Source organism: Corynebacterium kutscheri (genome assembly GCF_000980835.1).
Taxonomy (GTDB): Bacteria; Actinomycetota; Actinomycetes; order Mycobacteriales; family Mycobacteriaceae; genus Corynebacterium; species Corynebacterium kutscheri.
In genome coordinates this window covers 1,106,210-1,129,968 of record NZ_CP011312.1, presented here as the reverse complement: position 1 = coordinate 1,129,968, position 23,759 = coordinate 1,106,210, and the positions used below count along the sequence as shown (strand labels likewise).

At 46.3% G+C, this 23,759-nt stretch carries 18 protein-coding genes and 1 tRNA gene; 14 read left to right on the top strand and 5 right to left on the bottom strand.

Annotated elements, in window-relative coordinates; translation table 11 throughout:
* Positions 1–6 precede the first annotated feature (6 nt).
* Positions 7–2,211, top strand: a complete 2,205-nt coding sequence (gene scpA, locus UL82_RS05175) for a methylmalonyl-CoA mutase (RefSeq protein ID WP_046439413.1) — start codon at positions 7–9, stop codon at positions 2,209–2,211.
* A gap of 108 nt (positions 2,212–2,319) precedes the next feature.
* Entirely contained in the window at positions 2,320–3,366 is a 1,047-nt protein-coding gene (gene meaB, locus UL82_RS05170) for a methylmalonyl Co-A mutase-associated GTPase MeaB (protein ID WP_046441243.1), read from the top strand.
* Positions 3,367–3,411: 45 nt separating this feature from the next.
* On the opposite strand, the gene UL82_RS05165 is transcribed toward meaB, so the two are convergent.
* From UL82_RS05165 to UL82_RS05155, 3 genes are all read right to left on the bottom strand, one after another.
* Positions 3,412–4,356, bottom strand: coding sequence for a DNA glycosylase AlkZ-like family protein (locus UL82_RS05165; RefSeq protein WP_046439412.1), 945 nt, complete (start codon positions 4,354–4,356; stop codon positions 3,412–3,414).
* A 20-nt stretch (positions 4,357–4,376) separates the two neighbouring features.
* Entirely contained in the window at positions 4,377–5,819 is a 1,443-nt protein-coding gene (locus UL82_RS05160) for an SDR family NAD(P)-dependent oxidoreductase (protein WP_046439410.1), read from the bottom strand.
* Between the two features lie 57 nt (positions 5,820–5,876).
* Positions 5,877–5,962, bottom strand: a tRNA-Leu gene (locus tag UL82_RS05155).
* A gap of 176 nt (positions 5,963–6,138) precedes the next feature.
* Here UL82_RS05155 and UL82_RS11600 point away from each other — a divergent pair.
* From UL82_RS11600 to UL82_RS05140, 3 genes are read left to right on the top strand one after another with little or no spacing between them, the layout of a single operon-like run.
* Positions 6,139–7,671, top strand: coding sequence for an ABC transporter transmembrane domain-containing protein (locus UL82_RS11600; protein ID WP_052735891.1), 1,533 nt, complete (start codon positions 6,139–6,141; stop codon positions 7,669–7,671).
* On the top strand, positions 7,668–9,479 hold the full coding sequence (locus UL82_RS05145) for an ABC transporter ATP-binding protein (protein WP_232009524.1): 1,812 nt from the start codon (positions 7,668–7,670) through the stop codon (positions 9,477–9,479). The genes UL82_RS11600 and UL82_RS05145 overlap by 4 nt, the downstream gene beginning before the upstream one ends.
* Positions 9,480–9,493: 14 nt before the next feature.
* Entirely contained in the window at positions 9,494–10,036 is a 543-nt protein-coding gene (locus UL82_RS05140) for a YbhB/YbcL family Raf kinase inhibitor-like protein (RefSeq protein ID WP_046439406.1), read from the top strand.
* Between the two features lie 74 nt (positions 10,037–10,110).
* Here UL82_RS05140 and UL82_RS05135 read toward each other — a convergent pair whose 3' ends face one another.
* Positions 10,111–11,217: a quinone-dependent dihydroorotate dehydrogenase gene (locus UL82_RS05135; RefSeq protein ID WP_046439404.1), complete on the bottom strand. Its 1,107-nt coding sequence runs from the start codon at positions 11,215–11,217 to the stop codon at positions 10,111–10,113.
* Between the two features lie 18 nt (positions 11,218–11,235).
* Positions 11,236–12,246, bottom strand: a complete 1,011-nt coding sequence (locus tag UL82_RS05130) for a YncE family protein (protein ID WP_126363849.1) — start codon at positions 12,244–12,246, stop codon at positions 11,236–11,238.
* 218 nt (positions 12,247–12,464) lie between these two features.
* On the opposite strand from UL82_RS05130, the gene UL82_RS05125 reads away from it, so the two are divergent.
* The 9 genes from UL82_RS05125 (at position 12,465) to aspA (ending at position 23,728) form a co-directional block, all read left to right on the top strand.
* Positions 12,465–13,289, top strand: a complete 825-nt coding sequence (locus UL82_RS05125) for an undecaprenyl-diphosphate phosphatase (protein WP_046441239.1) — start codon at positions 12,465–12,467, stop codon at positions 13,287–13,289.
* A 54-nt stretch (positions 13,290–13,343) separates the two neighbouring features.
* Positions 13,344–14,603: a cysteine--1-D-myo-inosityl 2-amino-2-deoxy-alpha-D-glucopyranoside ligase gene (mshC, locus tag UL82_RS05120; RefSeq protein WP_046439401.1), complete on the top strand. Its 1,260-nt coding sequence runs from the start codon at positions 13,344–13,346 to the stop codon at positions 14,601–14,603.
* 3 nt (positions 14,604–14,606) lie between these two features.
* A complete protein-coding gene (locus UL82_RS05115) occupies positions 14,607–14,972 on the top strand; it encodes a hypothetical protein (RefSeq protein ID WP_046439399.1) in 366 nt (121 codons plus the stop codon).
* A gap of 31 nt (positions 14,973–15,003) precedes the next feature.
* Positions 15,004–18,585 carry a methionine synthase gene (gene metH, locus UL82_RS05110; RefSeq protein ID WP_046439397.1) on the top strand — a complete coding sequence of 1,194 codons (3,582 nt, stop codon included), beginning with the start codon at positions 15,004–15,006 and terminating at the stop codon, positions 18,583–18,585.
* A 23-nt stretch (positions 18,586–18,608) separates the two neighbouring features.
* Positions 18,609–19,295 (top strand): HAD family hydrolase, encoded by a 687-nt coding sequence (locus tag UL82_RS05105; protein WP_046439394.1) that lies wholly within the window; start codon positions 18,609–18,611, stop codon positions 19,293–19,295.
* Between the two features lie 32 nt (positions 19,296–19,327).
* The gene (locus UL82_RS05100; RefSeq protein ID WP_046439392.1) at positions 19,328–19,591 is read left to right on the top strand and encodes a phosphoribosyl-ATP diphosphatase; all 264 of its coding nucleotides are present in this window, start codon (positions 19,328–19,330) and stop codon (positions 19,589–19,591) included.
* Between the two features lie 9 nt (positions 19,592–19,600).
* Complete coding sequence (gene hisG / locus UL82_RS05095) at positions 19,601–20,446, top strand: ATP phosphoribosyltransferase (protein WP_046439391.1); 846 nt, start codon at positions 19,601–19,603, stop codon at positions 20,444–20,446.
* A 243-nt stretch (positions 20,447–20,689) separates the two neighbouring features.
* The gene (locus UL82_RS05090) at positions 20,690–21,997 is read left to right on the top strand and encodes an anaerobic C4-dicarboxylate transporter (protein ID WP_046439389.1); all 1,308 of its coding nucleotides are present in this window, start codon (positions 20,690–20,692) and stop codon (positions 21,995–21,997) included.
* Positions 21,998–22,213: 216 nt separating this feature from the next.
* Positions 22,214–23,728, top strand: a complete 1,515-nt coding sequence (aspA, locus tag UL82_RS05085; protein ID WP_046439387.1) for an aspartate ammonia-lyase — start codon at positions 22,214–22,216, stop codon at positions 23,726–23,728.
* Positions 23,729–23,759: the final 31 nt, after the last annotated feature.

Sequence of the window (23,759 nt, the reverse complement as noted above, 5' to 3'; positions counted from 1 at the left end):
CGCAAAGTGAGCACCATCCCTAATTTCAGTGACGTTGCAGCACATTCCGATGCTAGCGCTGGTATCACCGATTCCAAGGAGTTGCGTGAGCAGGTCTGGACTACTCCAGAAGGCATCGATGTCCCTCGTATCTTCAATCGTGCCGATCGCAATGACGCCGTAGATATTGAGCAATTAGATTCTTTCCCAGGTTTGCCGCCATTTATGCGTGGCCCGTACCCGACGATGTACACCAACCAGCCGTGGACGATTCGCCAGTACGCTGGTTTCTCCACTGCTGCTGAGTCCAACGCATTCTACCGTCGCAACCTTGCAGCTGGTCAGAAGGGTCTTTCGGTGGCCTTCGACTTAGCTACCCACCGTGGTTATGACTCAGATAATGAGCGCGTTATTGGTGACGTCGGTATGGCCGGTGTAGCTATCGACTCCATTTTGGATATGCGCGAGCTTTTCGCTGGTATCGACCTTGGTAATGTATCCGTGTCGATGACTATGAATGGCGCTGTGCTTCCTGTGCTGGCCTTTTATATTGTCGCCGCCGAGGAGCAAGGTGTTGCCCCAGAGCAACTTGCCGGAACCATTCAGAATGACATTCTTAAAGAATTCATGGTTCGTAACACCTACATTTATCCACCGAAACCATCCATGCGTATCATCTCTAACATTTTCGAGTACACCTCGATGAAGATGCCACGCTTTAATTCGATTTCAATTTCTGGTTATCACATCCAGGAAGCCGGTGCGACCGCCGACCTTGAGCTCGCTTATACCCTTGCCGATGGCGTGGAATACATCCGCGCTGGTCAAGAAGTGGGTCTTGATGTTGATAGATTCGCACCTCGTCTCTCCTTCTTCTGGGGTATTTCCATGAACACCTTCATGGAAATCGCTAAGCTGCGCGCGGGTCGTCTTCTCTGGAGCGAACTGGTAGCAAAGTTTGAGCCAAAGAATAAGAAGTCACAGTCACTGCGTACCCACTCCCAGACTTCTGGTTGGTCGCTGACTGCGCAGGATGTTTTCAATAACGTTGCTCGTACCGTTATTGAGGCTATGGGCGCAACCCAGGGGCACACTCAGTCGTTGCACACAAATGCTCTCGACGAAGCTCTTGCTCTGCCTACCGACTTCTCAGCCCGTATTGCTCGTAATACTCAGCTGCTTTTACAACAAGAATCCGGTACGGTACGCCCAGTCGATCCATGGGCTGGTTCTTATTACATCGAGTGGCTTACTGAGCAACTCGTTGAGCGTGCCCGCAAGCATATCGAAGAGGTTGAAGAAGCCGGCGGTATGGCTCAAGCCACCATTGAGGGTATTCCGAAACTACGCATCGAAGAGTCCGCTGCACGTACCCAAGCACGTATCGATTCTGGCCGTCAGGCTCTTATTGGTGTGAACAAGTACGTTGTCGAAGAAGATGAGCAGATTGAAGTGCTCAAGGTCGACAATTCTAAAGTTCGTGCCGAACAAATTGCTCGCCTAGAAACCTTGCGTAGTATGCGTGATGAGGCAGAAGTCAAGCGCACCCTTGCCGCTTTGACTGAAGCAGCACGTATGGAGCACAAAGAACCAGGCGATCTCGAGCACAACTTGCTCAAGCTATCTGTTGACTGCGCTCGAGCACTGTGTTCTATCGGCGAAATCTCCGACGCTCTTGAAGAGGTCTTTGGTCGCCATGAGGCTGAGATCCGTACTCTTAGCGGTGTCTACAAGGAGGAAGTCCGAAAGGAAGGTACCGTGAGCAACGTCGAAAAGGCCATTAAGATGGCTGATGCTTTCGAGGCCGAAGAAGGTCGCCGTCCTCGTATTTACATTGCGAAGATGGGCCAAGACGGACATGACCGTGGTCAAAAAGTGGTTGCTTCCGCTTATGCCGATCTTGGCATGGATGTTGATGTCGGACCGCTGTTCCAAACCCCAGCAGAGGCTGCTCAAGCCGCTGTTGACGCCGACGTACATGTAGTCGGTATGTCCTCGCTTGCTGCGGGTCACTTGACTCTCATGCCAGCTTTGAAGGAAGAGCTGAAAAAGCTCGGCCGTGAGGACATTATGATCACCGTTGGTGGTGTGATCCCACCAGGTGATTTCCAGGAGCTTTATGATGCCGGTGCTGCCGCCATCTACCCTCCAGGAACAGTGATTGCTGATGCCGCCATCGACCTGATGGATAAATTAGCAGCCACCCTAGGCTTTGAGCTGAACGTGGACTAAACCCCATGAAAGCCGGTCACAGATGTATTCTGTAGACCGGCTTATGCATTATGAAGGACTGATGAAGACGTGGACGAACAATATCTCGAACACCATCTCGGATCGCTGATGACTACAGCAGGAACCGATCTCGGCCCCTCGACGGCTATTGCACCAGAAATAGTCAAACGAGCCCGCCGACGTATCGACGTCGATGAGCTTTTCAATGGCGTACGCGCCGGTGATCGTACCCTTATCTCGCGCGCAATTACGCTATTAGAATCCACTGCGGCGGCACACCGAGTACTGGCACAAGAACTTCTCGTACGTTTATTGCCTTTTTCCGGTAATGCTTTGCGGGTAGGAATTACTGGTGTACCGGGGGTAGGCAAATCCACCTTCATCGAAGCCCTGGGGCAAAAATTACTTGATGAAGGGCATCGGGTAGCAGTATTAGCGATTGATCCTTCTTCTACTAAAACCCGCGGTTCTATTCTTGGTGATAAAACTCGTATGGCTAAACTAGCTCGGGCTCACAATGCGTTTATTCGCCCTTCGCCTTCGGCAGGCACGCTTGGTGGTGTAGCTAAAGCGACCCGAGAATCCATGGTAGTTTTTGAAGCTGCCGGTTTCGACGTGATTTTGGTAGAAACTGTAGGTGTGGGTCAATCTGAGGTTGCAGTTAGTCAAATGGTGGATTGCTTTACCTTCCTAGCTCTTGCTGGTGCAGGCGATCAGCTACAAGGCATTAAAAAAGGTGTGCTAGAAATGGCTGATCTCGTTGCTATTAATAAAGCTGATGGACCAAACTTAAAAAACGCTAAACGCGCAGCTAGGGAACTAGGTGCTGCAATGCGTATGGTTCGTGCCGAAGACGGTATTTGGCATCCGCCAACAATAACGATGTCTGCAGCAGAACACGAGGGCATCGATGAGTTCTGGCATTATGTTTTGGATCACCATGAGATTATGAAAAAACACGGTGTTTTTGAGAAAAATCGTCGTGAACAGCAAGTCCAGTGGACCTGGTCAATGGTACATGAAACTATTTTGCAGCGGCTTAATAACTCACCAAAGGTTATTGAAACTAGCCGGCTAGTAGAACAACAACTTCGCGATGCGCAAATTACCCCTACCTTGGGTGCGCAAAGGATTCTCGAAGCTTTTGATCACTAAAAATACTGCGGCCTATTACTCTTAATGTAATAGGCCGCAGTTTTCTTATTCACCAACACGACCAATAATTTCCGCCTGGTGTAGTGTTGAGGCCCAAGAAAGACCATTTTTAGTAAGCACGCGCAATCGATCTATTTGCGGGTGAAATACTTCATCCCGGTCGGTATACGCCATAATAAGCTCGTCGAAAGGCGGTAATTCGCGTGTTAACTGTAGCGCCTTATCTATTTCTTTGGCAACAACGTTTTCTTGCCAACGACCCATATAGTACTGCTTATTATCGCACGTAATAGTTAGTAACTCACCAGTTGAAATAAGAGCATCAAGCTCTTTGGCTATGGTGGTTTTCGATAGGGTAGACCACCACATACAATCGGCAATCTGTGCTGGACCACGGCTAGAAAAATAGCGACGCACAATTTCTCGAATGGGATCTTCTGGCATAGTTATCTCATTAAGAGCCGCGGTAGCAATAAAACTATCATGCCTTCCAATCTTTTTTCCTTGCACAATAAGTCCTAATCGGCCTAGTCGACGTAACAAGTTCGACGCTATTGACGCATCAATTCCTAGTTCGGTTTTTAACTCATCTCGGCTGCGCAGTTGCATAGTTAACTCTATGATGCGCCGACTGTAGTCCTCATAAGTGCCACTATCAATATCAAGTCGACGCGCAGAAGCTGCTACGCTTGCTAAACCACGAGCACCAATTACTTGGGTCAACCATAAATCTTGAGCACAAATGGCATGGATAGTACCGCGTTGAGTCCATGTTCGTACTACTGAGTAGTCTGCATAGGCTGCTTCCACAGCTTCTTCATTAACCTGGCTACGCAACGCAAGGGCAGTGATACTGCCACGATAATTTTGTGCTTGGCTAGCAAGCATATGATATGCAACATCGACTGCTGTCTGCAGCTGCTTCATAGCGTCACTAGGTGAAAGAGCCTGAGCAATAACTCGCCGAGCCTGTAATTCTTTGCGCTGCATAACCATCTTTTTAATCTAACTCACCAGGGATGGGGACGATAATCTTTTAAAAAGCAACCATATAGATCAATGCCGTTTTCTCCCTGAACAATGGGATCATAAACGCGTGCGGCACCATCAACAAGATCCAATGGAGCTTTAAAGCCTTCCTCGGCAAGACGTTTCTTTGTTGTTTGCGGCCGCTCATCAGTAATCCACCCGGTATCAACCGCTGTAACCAAAATTCCTTTGCTAGCTAGTTCTGTCGCTGAGGTTCGCGTGAGCATATTCAGTGCCGCCTTGGCCATATTAGTATGCGGATGACCAGCGCCTTTATAACCACGGCCAAATACGCCTTCCATTGCCGAAACATTAACGACGTATTTACGACGTGCCGGTGCGGCTTCTAATGCTGGTCGTAGTCGATTCATTAAAATAAATGGGGCAGTGGCATTACATAGTTGTACTTCTAGCATTTCAATAGGATCTACTTCACCTACCTTAGCCACCCAAGAATTATGGCTCACCATATCTGGGATGAGTCCGCCCGCATCAATACCATGGATTTCATTGCCGGCAGAAAGTGCTTGGTGTACGTGCTTAGCTATCTGCGTAGCACTAGTATTAGAACCAGCAAGCAGGGCAGTAGGGTGCGGGTGCGTCGAGACTCCCAAACTGAGCGTCTCCACATCACGCTGACGCCCACTTAAGGGTTGAGCTTCGCCATCAACAAGTAAAGAATACGCATCACGGCTACGCCGGACTGTTTGGGCAGCATTATTAATAAGAATATCGAGTGGTTTACGAGCTACTTCTTCAGCTAATTCACTGACCCGTTGAGGATCGCGAAGATCAATTCCAATAATATGAAGGCGATCAAGCCATTCATCTGAATCCGCGACTGCGCTAAACCGACGCACCGCATCCTTAGGAAAACGCGTAGTAATAGTCAGATCTGCACCGTCACGAAGCAATTTCAGCGCAATGTACATCCCAATTTTAGCCCGACCACCGGTTAACAATGCACGTCTACCACGTAAATCAACGCGTGCTTGCCGACGGTACCGGTTATCACAAGCGCACCGGGGACATAGTTGATGATGGAAAGAATCAACTAAGGTATAAGGTTTTTTACAGATATAGCAATTCTGTGGACGGCGTAATTTTCCAGCAAATCCATGTGGCGTAGCTACTGCACCGACTTCTAATGCAATGGGTTCTTGCCCTCGAGGCTGGATCAAAAGACCTGCGGTTTCATCATCGACGCGTCGTGGATGTGCGGTAGCTGTAGCTGCTAAGATCTCCGCATCTGCAGCACGACGGGCAGCTTTAGCCGCTTTTCGACGAGTCTTTTTTACTTCTTTAAAAAGTTTGCTTACTGCGTGCTGTAAAGTTTGCGATTGGGGATCGTCAACAGGCAAGGCACCTGCTTGCTCAAGTACTCGCAGGCAGGTGGCGAGATCATTAGGATTAATAGCAGTCATGATCCTCTACGAAAAATCCACGGCCTTCGAAAACGATGACCGTGGATATATTATTTGTGCCCGAGGGGGGACTTGAACCCCCACGTCCGTTAGTAGGACACTAGCACCTCAAGCTAGCGCGTCTGCCATTCCGCCACCCGGGCTTGGGTATTAGAAACAGCTTAACCAAGCTGCGACTCGCATAACTTTAAGCGAGTTAGGAAAAATATACAAATCCCCAGTAAAAATGGTTTATTGTTACCCCAAATAGATAACCACCTAACGGTAGTATTTATTAATTGTGAGAATCCCCCAACGCATGCGAACATGGTCGTGGTTCGTGCCCATTCAACCACCTGCAGATCAACACACCATTCATCCACAGCGATGGAGCTCGCCTCGTCGCTTAGTCTTAGATTTTCTCTTCGCGCATCCTAAAGCGACCATTCTACAATTACTATGCCAATCTATTGGTTCAGGTATAGCGGCGTTCGCTGTCATTATTATTGCTGATCTTGTTGACTCAATTTTTACTCAAGGTCAAATTTTTAAAGCCATCATTCCGCTGAGTCTTTTTATTCTTATTCTCATTGTACAATGGATTGGTGAGGCAACCGCAGATGGTCTTGTCACCATGTCTATGGCTCGGCTAGGTCATACCGCACGGATATTTCTTACTCAAGAGTTATTAGATAAAGGACCGGGAACAAATTCACCGGGCACCATTATGAATACAGCAGATGCTGATGTGTATTCAGTTGCTGCCATTAAAGAAATTCTCGGTTTTCCGGTCATGATGCTTTCTTATTTAATTGCCGCCGCAATTGGTTTATGGCCAGTCTCACCGCTTATTAGTGTTGGAATTATTATCGGCGCGTTAGCAACTATGGCTGCATCCTGGTTTACCGCTCAGCCGATTACTAATATCTCTAGTTTGGTTCGTCAGGCTGAGGCACAAGCAGCTAGTTTAGCGACCGATGCAGCCCAAGGATCACGGGTCATTAAAGGTTTAGGCGCTGTTGAGGCAGTTGAAGGAAAGTATCTCATTGCCACCGAAAAAGCCCGCTTGCTTAAGCTTAAAGATGCCAAAGTAGTTGCTTGGATGAGTTTTATCCGGCAAAGCGTGCCGGTGTTTTTTAATATTCTTATTATTACCGGTGCTGGTTACTTGGCGGTGCAGAATAAAATCACAGCTGGAGATCTTCTTGCCGTAACACTACTGGCGCCACCAGCAATGAGTGTTACTGGTCATGCGTTGGGCATGTTCAGTGTTTTTTGGGGAAGAGCTATTGCTGCAGCCCAGCGGATTGAAACACTCATTACCCACATAGATAACACTCCTAATAGATCTTCTCACATAGAAAATCTTCAACCTGGGCTTCATATTTGGGCACCGCGTCGTCGCAGCTATGAGCGATTCTGGGCGTTGGCACAGCAACCAGAAGTGATTGCACCACCACATGTAGTCAATATTTTTGAGGGAACTCTAGAAGATAACCTCAATCCTAATGGAGATATTGCGCTAACAAAGATACATCAAGCGCTTCATGCGGCAAGCTGTGACGATATTGTGCAACGCTTAGGCGGATATGGCAAGCAGGGACAACTACCAGATACTGATTTAGGTGAAGCCGGACTTCGGCTCTCTGGTGGGCAACGCCAACGGATTGCCATCGCACGTGCATTAGCCCGTAATCCAGCCATATTGCTTTTCGACGAACCAACTTCAGGGCTAGATGCAGTAACTCTTGATCTTGTGGTTGATCGGGTCGCGCATATGCGCAAAAACCAGGTCACGGTGGTAATTACTGGGCGACATTCCTGGCTTTCTGCGGCTGATTACACCTATGGCTTTGAAAAGGAGGTCATGTGATCAACGGTACTGACTATTCTTCCGATTCCTTAGCACCTGCTTCGCTGAGCAGCAGTATTCAGTTTTTAAAAACTCTGCCTCATGCAGCAACGAAAAAATGGTGGACGGGTATCCTTTTTATCTTCTCTTTAGTTATTATTGCGACCCAAATTCAATCAGGTGCATTTGGTTTTGCCGTCGATACGCTTACTGGGCGTAGTCTTCCTCTTATCGGAACAGGTACATCCGCTTTATGGACTCTTATTATTATCGGCTCTGCTACCTTGGTTTTTGAGATTATTAGCCGTTATATTGGCGAATATCTTCTAGGGGTAAAGCTACACAATCTAAGTATTGATTTATCACGTGCCTGTTTGCATTCAGTGCTTCATGCTCCAGTACCTGAAATGATGAAATTAGGTACCGGAAATGTGATTACTCGTATGACTAAAGACATTAATGATGCCATACGAACACTATTGCTTATTGGTAGTCGAGCGATACTAACCGTTGTAGTTTTTCCTATTACGTTTGTTTCGCTATTACTGATCCACCCTATTTTTTCACTACCACTTATTGTATTAGGTGGTGGACTTTTCTACTGTGCCCGACCAGTGTTGCGACTATTACCACTAGCAACCAACTCCATGAGTGTGGCTGAGGCACACCGAAATTCTGCAGTATTAGATACTTTGCGTGGTTTACCCACGTTAAGAGTATTTAGCTTAGGTGCTTGGGCGATAAAACGGATGGAGAAAAAGTCCTGGGATTCAATCCAAGCTCATGCGGATCGACTGCCTATTCTGCTTCGGCTTTTAGGAATTGCCCAATTCACCTATGGGTTGTGGATGCTAAGCACCATTGTGTTAGGTATTGTACTGGTTGCTTCCGAGCAACTTAGTGTCGGTGGTGCGAGTGCGGCGATCTTCTTGGTCTTCCGCGCAGAGGTACAGGTGTTCCATGCACTCTTTTTTGCCGGTGATATTCAAAATACTGCCACCAGTATTGGTCGGGCAGTAGCACTAGCTAAGCTGCATCAACCTAGCGCGCATACTGATTGTGTAGATCTCAATGCTCCAGTTGATGTTGAACTTAAACAGATTAATTTTTCCTATCCTGATGGTGGAAAAATTATCAATAATCTCGATATCACCTTTGCCGCAGGAACAACAACTGCCATTGTTGGTGCTTCTGGAGCGGGAAAGTCAACTCTTGCTGGTCTTATTTCTGGACTACAACATCCTGATAGTGGACAGATTCTTATTGGTGGTATTGATACTAACCAGGTCAGCGATATGTGGACAGCACGTAATGTGACCTTGGTTAGTCAAGAAGTTCATATTTTCTCTGGTACCTTACGTGATGATCTTCACTTTGCCGCCCCTCATGCTAGTGATGAGCAGCTATTAGCAGTATTAGCGCAGGTTGGTTTAAAACCTAACACCTCTGATTGGGTGCGTGCTTTTCCCCAAGGGTTAGCTACTCCGGTAGGTGCCGGCGCTAAAGATTTAAGCCCGGAGGTACAACAGCAGGTTGCCTTAGCACGGGTGCTTTTACGTAACCCCCAAGTAGTTATTCTTGATGAAGCCACCGCTGAAGCAGCCTCTGATTCCACCGATACGCTTGAATCAGCAGCAAAGCTCGTTACCCATGGTCGTACCGCTATTGTTATTGCCCACCGCTTAGTTCAAGCAATCAGTGCCGATCGCATTATTGTTATGGATCATGGAAAAATTATCGAAGATGGCAATCATGAAAGCTTATTAGCATTAGGGGGACGTTATACCCAATTATTTACTAGGTGGAGTGGCAGCACTGCAAAGAGTTAAGTAAAAATACAAGTATGAGCTCATACATTGATCCCCGTTTTCCGGGTGCTGACCCTTACGCACCGCTTAAAAAGCTTCCCATCTTTGAGTTAACTTCAACCACTTTTGCTAATGGTGCAGAAATTCCTGTTCCACAAGCTGCTCCGCATAATGTTTCCCCAGCATTATCATGGTCGCAGCTGCCAGCTGGTACGAAAAGTATTGCGATTACTTGTTTTGACCCTGATGCTCCTACCGCAGCAGGTTTCTGGCACTGGGCAGTATTTAATATCCCAGTCGATATCACTGAAGTAGCCGAAGGTGCAGGAAGTCAAAAAAACCTTGGCATTAATAATGCTATTGCTTTACGCGGTGATTCTGGCCAACGCACTTATTACGGGCCACAACCTCCACAAGGACATGGCCCGCACCGTTATCTTTTTGCGGTTCATGCGGTTGACGTGGAGAAATTAGATATTTCTCCGGATGCAACCCCAGCTGTGTTGGGCTTTAATCTTTATTTCCATTCTCTTGGCCGTGCAATCCATTGGGGCTGGTACGAGAATCCCACCGAATAAGAGCTATTACCGCAACTAAAAATTATTTAGGTTGCTTGTGCGATAAGAAAACCCCGGTAGTACCGGGGTTTTCTTTAATCTAGTGTCCAAGGTTTTCCGCATCCAACAGCTTCAGAAATAGTAATTAAGCCATGCTCACGTAATTGCGCAGCAATTCCTAAATGAATATCGCGAATCCAATCTGGCCCACCGTAAATCATTCCGGTATATCCTTGCAATAGGGTAGCACCAGTAGCGATACGCTCCCATGCTTGCTGCGGGGTCTCAATTCCACCCACGCTAATAAGAACCAGCTGATCGCCTACTTTCTGATATAGGCGATGCAAAACTTCTAGCGAGCGTTGAGCGAGTGGACGACCAGAAATACCACCATCGCCTAACTGGGAAACGCTACGTGCAGAAGTTTTTAACCCTTCACGCGAAATTGTCGTGTTCGTAGCTACAATGCCAGCAAGTCCAAGTTCTATTGCAAGATCTGCCACAGCATCAATATCTTCATCGCTTAAATCTGGCGCAATTTTTACCAAGACGGGTACTTGTGTTGCCTCTTGGACAGCAACCAGAATAGGACGAAGTGATGCAACTGCCTGTAAATCACGCAGCCCTGGGGTATTCGGTGAGGAAACATTAACCACCAAAAAATCTGCCAAATTACCTAATAACGCTGCACTACGACGGTAATCATCTACTGCTTTTTCTGCCTCAACAACCTTTGTTTTCCCGATATTAATGCCCACAACAGCATCGGTTTTGCGTCGTCGTAAATTAGCTGCTACCTCAGCGGCACCAGGGTTATTAAAACCCATCCGATTCAAAATGGCTTTATCTTTAGGTAACCTAAACAGCCGTGGTGCTGGGTTTCCTGGTTGTGGAGAAGCAGTCACCGTACCTAATTCAGCGTAGCCAAAACCAACCTGTGCCCACGCATCAGGAGCATGACCGTCTTTATCAAAACCAGCAGCCAACCCTAATGGTCGAGGGAAAGTAACCCCAAAAACAGTTTGTTGCAAAATCGGATCATCAACAATTAATAGCTTACCGACGGTTTTGCCTAACGGACGGATTCCTTGCAGGATGCCCATGCCCCGACTAATAATTCCATGAATCCGCTCCGGAGAAAGCAAAAACATTAATTTCAATGCTAGTTGGTAAATCTTAGTACGCACCGGGTGGTGGTTCATGCTAATTCCTTTAAAAAGTTATTGCTCGATAATCTGCATACCGTCACTAGTTGCCGAGGTGGCCACAATAGTACCCGATGCTAGTACTACTATATTGTGAACACCTGCAATGGATGCAAAAGAAGCTTCCTGGTGCATACTTCCGTCGGACTGAGAATAAGAAGCAATAGTGTTATCACTAGTAGTAGCAACAAGAACTCGCTGGTTACTGCTGTCCCACGCTACCGCCCACGGACTTTGACCTACTGGATAAGTTTTATTAAGGCGCACAATATCATCAGAAAAATACAGTGCTACTTGCCCACCTATGGTGTCACTAGCAATAAACATGCCGCGTTCACCTGGCGAAATTTGGCCGACTCCTTTACCTACACGTAACAGCGCCCCAAAGTTTTCACTTTCCCATTCCACCTGTTGAACAAGGGTATAGGATCGATTGATTCGCACCACCGCATCTGTTTTTTCGGGAACCTCAATAGCAATCATTTCATCGGTGGGGTATTCGGTAGCTAATTCTTTTTCTTGCCCATCCGGGGTAATTTTTATCAGCCGGGCTTGTTCTTTAATACCAGCCAGAATAACTCCGGTAGACGTTTTTACCGCCGTGGTCACAGGTTTTGAAGTAGTAACGGTAGTTATCTTGAAGCTCTGAGCATCAATAACCATCACCGCATCAGGGCAGGCTACAATAAATTCAGATTTAGTAGCAGTCATATCAGCGCACTCGGGATCTAACTCAATAGCGCGAGTAGCACTGGTACGGAAATCGTCGATGCGCCCAAGAAGCACTTGATTATTGGTGCGCACAGCAATAATTTCCTCGGCTTGTTCCAAATCCATAATCTTTGTGCCGGCCATAAGTACTTCACCAGAAGGATTTATTGCAGCAGGGGAGGCCATCGCTGTGGCATTACCCATATTTTCTCCGATATCCCCGGCGCTTTCGCCTTGCGTGCATCCACCAAGAATTAATGCGGAAATGCTCAGTGGGATAAGGATTCTGAAAGGTTTTTGCTGCGCCTTTTTCACAAGGCTCCAGACTACCATTAGCGCAAAGCAGCTCTACTGTTGCTTTAAAAAAGGGGGTAATCAAGAACACAAAAAAATTTTTTCGTCACCGACTCGCCACTGGTGGTAACTAAGACAAATTTTCTAAAGAGTCTATGGTTTAAAGTGTGATTTTTTCTCCGAATACCAGTGTGCTTCATACCACCGTCGTAGCTGATGCTGCCAGTACAACCACTGATATGTCTTGGTTGCAAGTCATTACGCTATCAGTTGTCCAGGGGCTGACAGAGTTTTTACCAATTAGTTCATCAGGGCATCTTCGTATTGTGTCTTCGCTATTTTTCGGTCAGGATGCCGGTGCTTCTTTTACTGCTGTAGTACAGCTTGGTACTGAAGCTGCTGTCTTGGTGTATTTTGCCCAAGATATCTGGCGCATTCTCAAAGCATGGTTTATCGGTCTTTTCCGCCCTGATCAGCGCAATTTTGATTATCGCATGGGGTGGATGGTTATTATCGGCACTATTCCGGTATCAGTTATTGGCCTACTAGCTAAAGATCTTATTCGCGATAATCTACGTAATTTATGGATTACCGCAACTGTACTCATTGTTTTCTCGTTCGTATTTATCGCTGCAGAAAAGTGGGGAACAAAAAAGCGTGACTTTGCTCAATTAACTATGAAAGATGCCATATGGATGGGACTAGCACAGTGTTTAGCATTGATTCCTGGTGTATCACGCTCAGGCGGTACTATTTCTGCAGGTCTTTTCTTAGGTCTGAACCGAGAAGTTGCGGCCCGGTTTAGCTTTTTACTAGCAATCCCAGCGGTACTTGCTTCCGGTCTTTTTTCGCTACCTGATGCTTTTGCCCCGGATGCTGGGCAAGCTGCTAGCGGTATGCAACTACTAGTTGGCACAGGTATCGCTTTTGCACTTGGTTATGCCTCTATTGCCTGGCTGCTTAAATTTGTTTCCAACCACTCCTTTAGCTGGTTTGCAGCTTACCGAATCCCAGCTGGCATTATCGTTATGTTTTTGCTCGCTACCGGCTTTTTAACTGCTTAAGGTAGAAACGAACTATTTTCGCACCATCGGCGAAGAAAGGTTATTGTTTAATCCATGCAATCATGGCCGCAACCAAGCATTCCCACCACTATTTCTTTTAGTACTCAGTTAGAGCTTTTTGATACTGCCGATCAGGTTATTAAGCCAGTTGCACTGCCTGATAACCCACAACAACCAGTAGGAATCTATGTTTGTGGAATCACTCCTTATGATTCCACGCACCTCGGCCATGCAGCCACTTATGTCACTTTTGACCTCATTCAACGCCAACTTATTGCTTTAGGTCACAAGGTACATTTTGTACAAAATATTACCGACGTCGATGACCCGCTTTTTGAGCGCGCTCAGCGCGATGGAGTTGATTGGCGAGAACTTGGTACCGACCAGATCAATCTTTTCCGCGGCGATATGCAAGCACTTTCCATTCTGCCCCCACAGCACTATATCGGTGCAATGGAATCAATAGACGAAGTTGTTTCCATGGTGAGCGCTTTATTAGCCAATGGTAGTGCTTATATTGTTGACGATCCCACATACCCAGATATTTATGCTTCAGTCTCAGCAACTAAGCATTTTGGTTATGAATCCAACTATGATCGCGCAACCATGGCTAAGTTTTTTGCTGAACGCGGCGGTGATCCACAACGTCTAGGTAAGCGTGATCCTCTCGATGCATTAATTTGGCGTGCGCATCGGGAAGGGGAGCCCCGTTGGGAAGCACCTTTTGGTGCTGGGCGCCCTGGTTGGCACATTGAGTGTTCTGCAATTGCAACCAATAGATTAGGCCATAGCTTTGCTATCCAAGGTGGTGGCAGTGATCTGATTTTTCCGCATCATGAATTTTCTGCTGCCCATGCAGAAGCAATCTATGGTGTGCACCGCATGGCTAATCATTATGTGCACACCGGTATGATTGCTCTTGATGGGGTCAAAATGAGTAAATCACTAGGTAATCTAGTTTTTGTTTCCCAACTTATTAGCGATGGCACAGATCCTAGTGCAATTCGATTAGGCATCTATGCCGGGCATTATCGCAATGATCGAGATTGGTCAAACGAGGTGCTTACTACAGCGCATACTCGACTTTCTCACTGGCGTGAAGCATTGGCACGCTGTAGCGATCTGGAAGCTAGCACTGCTTGTATTAACCAAGTGCAACAATTACTTGCCCATGATCTTGATACTCCAGCGGCATTATCAACTATTGATTCCTGGGCGCAAAATATTTTGGCCCAGGGTAGTACCGATACCAATCCACAAGCACAAGAGTTGCTGCGTAATGGGTTAGATCTTTTATTAGGCGTTAAACTTTAATCCATGAATCTCAGTACTCAATTTCGCCCAATTATCGACGAATTTATCGCTAACCTGGAGACTTTTGCTACTGGTAGCTACCTTAAAGAAGAAGAACGTGAGTTTTGGGAGCAGCCTTTTGATCCAGCAGCATTACCACGTTTGCGAGCTCTTTTGGAAGCTTTCTTATCAAAGGTAGAAACAACGAATGTGGATGAGACCTCAGCAATTACTTTAACTACCCAGTTTTTTACTCGGCTCAGTGATTTTAATGCCGAGTACGCGGATGCAGTGATCGAACCAGAAGAACAAGAAGAGATTATAAGTTTTGTGCACCAGGTTTTCCTTAGCCGTGGAATTGAAATCGAAGAACTACCTGAATTTGAGTAAAAGGCTAGGTAGGTTTTAGCTAGCCACAGTAATGAATATCGCTACGCCTACTTTGAAAACAGATTTTCTCGACGCCTTAACACAACGTGTTCTTATTGGCGATGGCGCCATGGGCACGCAATTACAGTGTTTTGATCTCGATATTGATAATGACTTTTTAGGTTATGAGGGCTGCAATGAAATCCTTAATGTCACCCGTCCTGATGTCATAGCACAGATTCACCGAGCCTATTTCGAGGCCGGTGCTGATTTAGTAGAAACTAATACCTTCGGTTGCAACTTATCTAACCTAGCTGATTATGGGATTGCTCATCGGTGCCAAGAATTAGCGTATAACGGGGTAGCTATTGCCCGTCGCGTAGCAGATGAGCTCGGTCCAGGCCGGGCGGGAATGCGGCGTTTTGTTGTTGCGTCGATAGGGCCGGGAACTAAGCTTCCTTCCCTAAAACAGATAGCTTTTAACGACTTAAAAAGCTACTATTTTCAGGCTGCTTTAGGCATGGTTGATGGTGGGGCGGATGCAATTCTTATTGAAACTGCACAAGACTTATTGCAGGTAAAAGCAGCTGTTCATGGTTGTCAAGAAGCTTTTAAAGAGTCTGGTGTCCGGCTTCCATTAATCTGTCATGTCACAGTAGAAGCTACCGGAACTATGCTGTTGGGAACTGAAATCGGTGCTGCGCTTACTGCACTGGAACCATTAGGCATCGATATGATCGGCCTTAATTGTGCAACTGGGCCAGATGAGATGAATGAGCATCTGCGTTACCTTTCTCAACATGCCAGTATTCCCATTTCGGTTATGCCTAATGCTGGTTTGCCGGTATTAGGAGAAAATGGTGCCACGTATCCACTTGATGCGCTTTCATTTGCTCAGGCATTAAAAAACTTTGTCGAAGAGTACCAGGTAGCAATGGTAGGCGGTTGTTGTGGGACAACGCCTACTCATATCAGTGCGGCACGCGATGCAGTCATTAATGCTGTTGTTACCCCACGAAAGTTTCGCGGTGAGAATGCGGTATCTTCGCTCTATACCTTAGTACCGCTTAGTCATGATACAGGGATCACCATCATTGGTGAGCGAACGAATGCTCATGGTTCTACAGCTTTTCGGAAGGCAATGCTGGCTAATGATTGGCAAAATTGTCTCGATATTGCCAAACAGCAGACTCGCGATGGCGCACATATGTTGGATCTCTGTGTAGATTATGTTGGTCGAAATGGGCAAGCAGATATGGCGCAACTCGCTAGTCTATTAGCAACAAGTTCTACGCTACCAATTATGCTCGATTCCACTGAACCAGAGGTTATTCGAACTGGATTGGAGCAACTAGGCGGGCGATGCGCGGTTAACTCGGTTAATTTCGAAGATGGTAACGGTCCTGATTCGCGCTATCAACAAATTATGCAGTTGGTAAAAAAGCACGGTGCGGTAGTTGTTGCCCTTACTATCGACGAAGAAGGCCAAGCACGTACTGCGGAAAAGAAGTTAGCAATTGCCCATCGGCTTATTGCCGATATTACTGGTACGTGGGGGTTAAAAGAATCTGACATTATCGTCGATATGCTTACTTTTCCGATCTCTACTGGTCAGGAGGAAACCCGTCGTGATGGTGTAGAAACTATTGCAGCAATTCGAGAATTGAAAAAATACTACCCACAGGTACGCACCATCTTGGGTATATCTAATATTTCTTTTGGTCTTAATCCGGCTGCGCGTCAAGTGCTGAACTCGGTGTTTCTTCATGAGTGTGTTAAGGCTGGTCTTGATTCTGCTATTGCACACAGCGCCACAATCTTGCCTATGAATCGTATTGATAATCGGCAACGCGAGGTCGCGCTGGATATGATTTATGACCGTCGAAACGCAGAATATGATCCGCTACAAACTTTTATGGCGCTTTTCGACGGTATTTCTGCAACAGCTGCTAAAGATGCTCGGTCAGAAGAACTTGCCGCCCTGCCATTATTTAAACGTCTTGCTCAGCGGATAATCGATGGAGAAAAAGTAGGCATCGAAGCAGATCTTGATGCTGCAATGGTTGAAAAAACTCCACTTGCTATTATCAATGAGGATCTTTTAGCCGGTATGAAAACGGTTGGTGATCTTTTCGGGTCTGGCCACATGCAGCTTCCATTTGTGTTGCAATCTGCGGAAACTATGAAATATGCGGTGTCATATTTAAAACAGTTTTTAAAAGCTACTGATAATTCCGATAATAAGGGAACCATTGTCATTGCCACAGTCAAAGGCGATGTGCACGATATTGGCAAGAATTTAGTGGATATTATTTTAAGTAATAATGGTTTCACTGTAGTCAATATCGGGATTAAACAACCGATCACTAATATTTTAGCTGCGGCGAAAGAGCATAATGCCGATGCGATTGGTATGTCTGGGTTGCTTGTTAAATCCACCGTGATTATGAAAGAAAATCTCCAAGCAATGAATAACTCTGGGAATTCTCATTATCCAGTTATGCTTGGGGGTGCGGCTTTAACCAGGTCATATGTCGAAGATGAGCTCACCAAAATTTATGATGGTGAAGTGTATTACGCTCGGGATGCTTTTGAATCTTTACGTCTTATGAACGAATTTATCGCGATTAATCAGGATAAAAAGTTTGCCTCTTCTGCTTGTGCTACCAACAGATTGGCTCAGGAAAAACAAGAGCGCACTAACCGCCGTGCGCGTAATAAAAAGATTGTCCAACAGCGTAAAACTACCCCAAATTTAGTAACCATTCCCACGCGTAGTTGCGTTGCTGAAGATTTTGCCTTGGCAACCCCGCCTTTTTGGGGCACACGGATTATTAAGGGAATAGCGCTCAAAGAATATTTACCGCTACTTGACGAGCGTGCCCTTTTCTTAGGTCGCTGGGGGTTAAAGCCTACTCGTGGCAAGCATGGTTCTAGTTATGAGCAACTTGTCGAAACCGATGGGCGGCCACGGCTACGCTATTGGATTGACCACTTAAAAACTGAAGGAATTTTAGATCACGCAGCACTAGTATATGGCTACTTTCCGGCAGTATCTGAAGGTGATGATGTCATTATTCTTGCTCAACCGCACCCAGATGCTCAAGAGATAGCCCGAATAAAATTTCCTCGTCAAAGACGCGGAAAATTTTTATGTATTGCGGATTTTATCCGTTCCAAAGAATTAGCTCTCCACAGCGGTAATGTTGATGTACTCCCATTACAACTGGTCACTATGGGACAACCTATTGCAGATTTCACACATACACTTTTTTCTGCTGATAAATACCGCGATTATCTTGAAGTTCACGGGATTAGTGTTCAACTTACTGAAGCACTAGCAGAATATTGTCATGCTAGGGTGCGCAGTGAACTACGTTTTGCTGATGGTAGCCACGTTAATGCTCAAGACACACAGGAGCTACAAAAATTCTTTGATCTTGACTATCTCGGTGCTCGGTATTCCTTTGGTTATGGGTCCTGTCCAAATTTGGAAGATCGGGCTATAGTAGTCAATCTTTTAGCAGCACAGCGTATTGGGGTGGTTCTTTCCGAAGAATTTCAATTACATCCAGAACAATCCACTGATGCTTTTGTGCTCTACCATCCAGAAGCAAAATACTTTAATACCTAGCTAACCATTAAGCTAAAGAAATTATGCTGAACGCAATTTTTTGGGATATGGATGGCACTCTCGTTGATTCTGAGCCGCTGTGGGCAGAAGCTACGTACACGATGAGTGAACTTATGGGCAAAAGACTTACTCCACAGCAACAGGCTCGTACCACTGGTGCCAACTTTGATTTCACATTGGATCTTTGTGCTAAGAATGCTGGCTTAAATCCACTCACCATTGACCGTGATTATTGGCGTTCAACTCTATACACAGAGGTAAAAAAGCAGCTTGCTACCGGTTTGGACTTACTGCCAGGAGTTAAACAACTTTTGGAAGCTTTTTCTGCTCAACACATGCCTATGTATATCACCACCAATACAGAACGCGAGGTTGCTGAGGTCTCTTTCCAAGCTATCGGAAAACACTATTTTCGTAATACGCTGTGCGGAGATGAAGTTCTGGCTGCTAAACCAGCTCCAGATATGTATCTTCGCGCAGCGCAATTAGCTCATAGCGCACCGCAAGACTGTCTTGTTTTTGAAGATTCAGTAACGGGTGTCAGTGCTGCGTTAGCCGCCGGCTGCCAAGTAATTGCTATTGATCATGATCCCAATCAAGCAATCCCGCCAGCAGCAACAAAGCTAAGTACGCTGCATGGTTCACCAACCTTGGACGGAATAACGACTGATATGATACATACGTGGTTTAATAATATGAGAAAACGCTGAAATATACGGTGTACTGTGGCATAATTTTTTAAGTGAAGAACTTCGATAGCTTATTTAATGAACTTCAAGAAAAAGCCGCTCATCGACCACTAGATTCCGGTACTGTTGCCGCATTGGATCAGAATATCCATACGTTAGGCAAGAAAATCATCGAAGAAGCCGGCGAGGTGTGGCTTGCCGCTGAGTATGAATCTGATGAGTCTCTTGCCGAAGAGCTTTCTCAACTTATGTACTGGGCTCAGGTCATCATGATTAAACGTGGGCTTACGCTTAACGACGTTTATCGCTACCTTTAGGAATCTGTCATGCTTAAAATTGCTGTGCCAAATAAAGGCTCATTATCGGATGCGGCTGTATCTATTTTGAAAGAAGCAGGTTATCGCGGCAGGGGAGAGACTAAACAACTTAATGTTCTCGATACCGATAATAATGTCGAGTTCTTTTTCCTCCGGCCTAAAGATATTGCCATCTACGTAGCTAATGGACAGCTTGATCTTGGCATTACTGGACGCGACCTTGCTGCTGATACCAGGGAAGAAACCCACGAGGTTATGCAATTAGGCTTCGGAGCTTCTACTTTTCGTTATGCTGGCCCTAGTAACAAAAATCTCAGCGTTGCTGATCTTGCTGGAAAAAGGATTGCTACTAGCTATCCTAATCTGGTTCGCAAAGATCTCGATGATCGCGGAATCGAGGCCACCGTTATCCGGTTAGAAGGAGCGGTAGAGATTTCCATCAAACTCGGGGTTGCAGATGCTATTGCTGATGTAGTTTCTACCGGACGTACCTTACGCCAACAAGGATTAACACCCTTTGGGGATGTTATTTGCCAATCAGAAGCAGTGATTGTGGGTCGTATTGGTAGTGAAATTACCAGCGAACAACAAATATTTTTACGCCGCATCAAAGGTATTTTGCATGCACAAAACTATCTTATGATTGATTACAATATCGATCGCGCACAGTTAGCTAAAGCTACTGCTATTACCCCTGGTCTTTCCAGCCCGACGGTATCTCCACTGGCAAAAGAAAACTGGGTAGCTGTTCGAGCAATGGTGCCAAAGAAGCAAGCAAATCGCATCATGGATGAGCTTTCTGCAGTCGGCGCCACAGCAATTTTGGCAACTGATATTCGAATAGCTCGCACCTAGTATAGCGGGGGTAAAAATGGGGGAGAGACCATCAGAATTTCTCCAGGTGATTACCTTTACACGAAAATTATTTTTTAGTTTTTTGTCACATAACGCGCCGTCGATAAGCAAAAAATAACCTCCTCGCTGCTAAATCGATTCACTTATGCCGTACGGAAGAAAAAATTCGTTTTGCTTCCTAATAGGAATCTCTTGCACTATTAAAAAGAATTCTTATTCAACCTTAAAGGGGTAAAACCACTCATGGCACTCATACATATCTTTATCGTTTTAGCCGCGATCATTCTCGGCGCACGACTAGGCTCCATTGCAATCGGTTTTGCCGGCGGACTGGGTGTACTTGCACTCGGCATTTTCGGCGTACCTGTTACCCGTGACGATATTCCATTTGATGTTATTGGCATCATCATGGCTGTTATCGCAGCTATTGCCGCTATGCAACGCGCCGGTGGCATGGACTACCTTGTTTACCTAAGCGAAAAAGCACTACGCAAAAATCCTAAATACATTACGTACGTAGCCCCAGTAGTCACTTATTTAATGACCCTTTTCGCAGGCACGGGCCATACCGCATTCTCTACCTTGCCAGTGATCGTTGAGGTTTCTAAAGAATCTGGGGTTCGTCCATCTCGTCCGCTATCAGTTGCGGTCGTTTCTTCCCAGCTTGCCATCTGTGCCTCTCCAATCTCAGCCGCCGTGGTATTTATGGCTAGCGTTTTAGAACCACTAGGAGTTGGCTACCTTTCATTCCTAGCCATTATGATCTTGTCTACATTCTTGGCAATTTTCCCTACCGCATGGCTATCTAACCGTCTCGGAAAAGACCTTGACAAAGATCCTATCTATCTGGAGCGAAAAGCTGCCGGATTGGTTGCTAACCCAATGGGGGCAAGCACTTATGTTCCTACTCGCCAGGCAAAAAATTCAGTCCTTATCTTCCTTTTCGCTATCGTTGCAGTGATGGTGTACGCCACTTTGATTTCTGATCAAATTGGTCTTATCACTGATCCAGCCCTACCACGCAATGAAGCAATCATGGCCGTTATGCTTACTGCCGCTACCATCACTGTATTAGCCTGCAAAATTCCCGCCGCCGAAATTCTTAACACCCAAGTATTCCGTTCCGGCATGTCTGCCTGCATCTGTGTACTCGGTGTTGCATGGTTAGGCACAACCTTAATTAACCACTACATCGAAGACATTAAGGGTTTCTCTTCAACAATTCTTGGCGACTATCCATGGTTATTAGCAATTGTGCTCTTCTTTGCTGCTGCTCTACTGTATAGCCAATCTGCAACAGCTAAAGCACTTATCCCAGCAGCACTAGCAATTGGTGTTTCCCCACTTACTGCCGTTGCCAGCTTCTCCGCAGTCTCCGCCTTGTTCATCCTCCCAACCTATCCAACCTTGCTCGCTGCAGTAGAAATGGATGACACCGGTTCAACCCAAATTGGTAAAGCTGTCTTTAACCACCCATTCCTTGTTCCAGGCACACTATGTATTGCTATCAGCGTTGCGCTGGCTTTTGCATTAGGAACTGTGCTGATCTAAAAATTTCAGGCAGTAGTTTTGACCAAACCAAAACACTGTCTACCCCTATACGGGTCTAAGGGAAAAATATCACACCTATATCGCTGCTGTTCATGGTGTTAGAAAATCACATATCTTTGCGAAAGGTTTATTTATGCGTATGAACGCATTTTTCACCCTAAAATTCCGCTACTTTTAAAAGAGAAAAACAACTATCTCATACAAAGAGGTGTAACTATGGCAAAACCAACCAAAACCGACAAAACTGACACCCCAGTTGCCGAAGACCCAACCCTTGCACAGATCAAAGAAACAACTTTGAAACCCAAAAAGGGTTTCCGTATCGAAGAAGATCTTCTCGGTGAAATCTATGTTCCCGATAATGTCTACTACGGTGTGCACACCCTACGCGCCATGGATAACTTCCAGATCTCTCGTACCACCATCAACCAGGTACCTGAGTTCATCCGCGGCATGGTTCAAGTCAAAAAGGCAGCGGCTCTTGCCAATCGACGCCTACATACTCTGCCAGCAGAAAAAAGCAAGGCTATTGTGTGGGCATGCGATCAGATTCTGAATGAAGGTCGCTGCATGGATCAATTCCCGATCGATGTTTTCCAAGGTGGCGCCGGTACTTCAGTCAATATGAATACCAACGAAGTCATTGCCAACTTAGCACTAGAACATCTCGGCGAGCCCAAGGGCGCTTATCACATCATCAACCCTAATGATGATGTCAATATGAGCCAGTCCACCAACGACTCCTATCCAACGGGTTTCCGTCTCGGTGTTTATGCAAGCATCGACACCCTTATCCAGCAGATCGACGCTCTACAAGCCTCCTTCCGCGATAAGAGCCAGGAATTTGTCGACATCCTCAAGATGGGGCGCACCCAGCTCCAAGACGCTGTGCCAATGACCCTAGGCGAGGAGTTTATGGCCTTTGCGCATAATCTCGCCGAAGAACAAACCATTTTGCGCACCGCCGCTGATCGACTCCTAGAGATCAACCTTGGTGCCACTGCAATTGGCACCGGCCTTAACACCCCTGCCGGGTACCGACACCAAGTAACTGCTAGCCTCAGTGAAGTCACCGGACTTGATATTAAGTCTGCCCGCGACCTCATCGAAGCTACCAGCGATACCGGCGCTTATGTTTTGGCACATTCCGCAGTCAAACGCGCCGCGATGAAGCTCTCCAAGATCTGTAATGACTTGCGTTTGCTTTCCTCTGGACCAACCGCTGGTTTACATGAAATTAACCTGCCACCACGCCAAGCTGGTTCTTCAATCATGCCGGCCAAGGTCAACCCAGTTATTCCTGAGGTAGTCAACCAAGTTTGCTTCAAAGTTTTCGGCAATGATCTCACCGTTACTATGGCAGCTGAAGCAGGACAACTACAGCTTAACGTCATGGAACCAGTTATCGCCGAAGCACTATTTGAATCAATTCGTATTCTAGGAAATGCCGCCGACGCCCTGCGCGAAAAATGCGTCGTTGGCATCACCGCAAACGCCGATGTCTGCCGCGCTTATGTGGAAAACTCAATCGGTATTGTCACCTACCTTAACCCGTTTATCGGACACCACAATGGGGATCTTATCGGCAAAGAAGCCGCAGATACTGGCCGCAGTGTTCGAGAGCTAGTACTTGAAAAAGGTCTTCTTGATCAAGCCACACTCGACCAAGTACTCAGCACCGAAAACCTCATGCATCCGGTCTTTCGAGGCACGCTGCATCTAGACTCCTAAAACCAACTTACCCCAGTACCATCTTTGGTAC

Coding starts and splice junctions, on each gene's coding strand:
- UL82_RS05165 (WP_046439412.1), bottom strand. CDS start 4,356: ATGCAGCGCAAAGAATTACAGGCTCGGCGAGTTATTGCTCAGGCTCTT.
- UL82_RS05115 (WP_046439399.1), top strand. CDS start 14,607: ATGAATCTCAGTACTCAATTTCGCCCAATTATCGACGAATTTATCGCT.
- mshC (WP_046439401.1), top strand. CDS start 13,344: ATGCAATCATGGCCGCAACCAAGCATTCCCACCACTATTTCTTTTAGT.
- UL82_RS05125 (WP_046441239.1), top strand. CDS start 12,465: ATGTCTTGGTTGCAAGTCATTACGCTATCAGTTGTCCAGGGGCTGACA.
- aspA (WP_046439387.1), top strand. CDS start 22,214: ATGGCAAAACCAACCAAAACCGACAAAACTGACACCCCAGTTGCCGAA.
- UL82_RS05140 (WP_046439406.1), top strand. CDS start 9,494: ATGAGCTCATACATTGATCCCCGTTTTCCGGGTGCTGACCCTTACGCA.
- UL82_RS05135 (WP_046439404.1), bottom strand. CDS start 11,217: ATGAACCACCACCCGGTGCGTACTAAGATTTACCAACTAGCATTGAAA.
- metH (WP_046439397.1), top strand. CDS start 15,004: ATGAATATCGCTACGCCTACTTTGAAAACAGATTTTCTCGACGCCTTA.
- UL82_RS05105 (WP_046439394.1), top strand. CDS start 18,609: ATGCTGAACGCAATTTTTTGGGATATGGATGGCACTCTCGTTGATTCT.
- hisG (WP_046439391.1), top strand. CDS start 19,601: ATGCTTAAAATTGCTGTGCCAAATAAAGGCTCATTATCGGATGCGGCT.
- UL82_RS05090 (WP_046439389.1), top strand. CDS start 20,690: ATGGCACTCATACATATCTTTATCGTTTTAGCCGCGATCATTCTCGGC.
- UL82_RS05160 (WP_046439410.1), bottom strand. CDS start 5,819: ATGACTGCTATTAATCCTAATGATCTCGCCACCTGCCTGCGAGTACTT.
- meaB (WP_046441243.1), top strand. CDS start 2,320: ATGACTACAGCAGGAACCGATCTCGGCCCCTCGACGGCTATTGCACCA.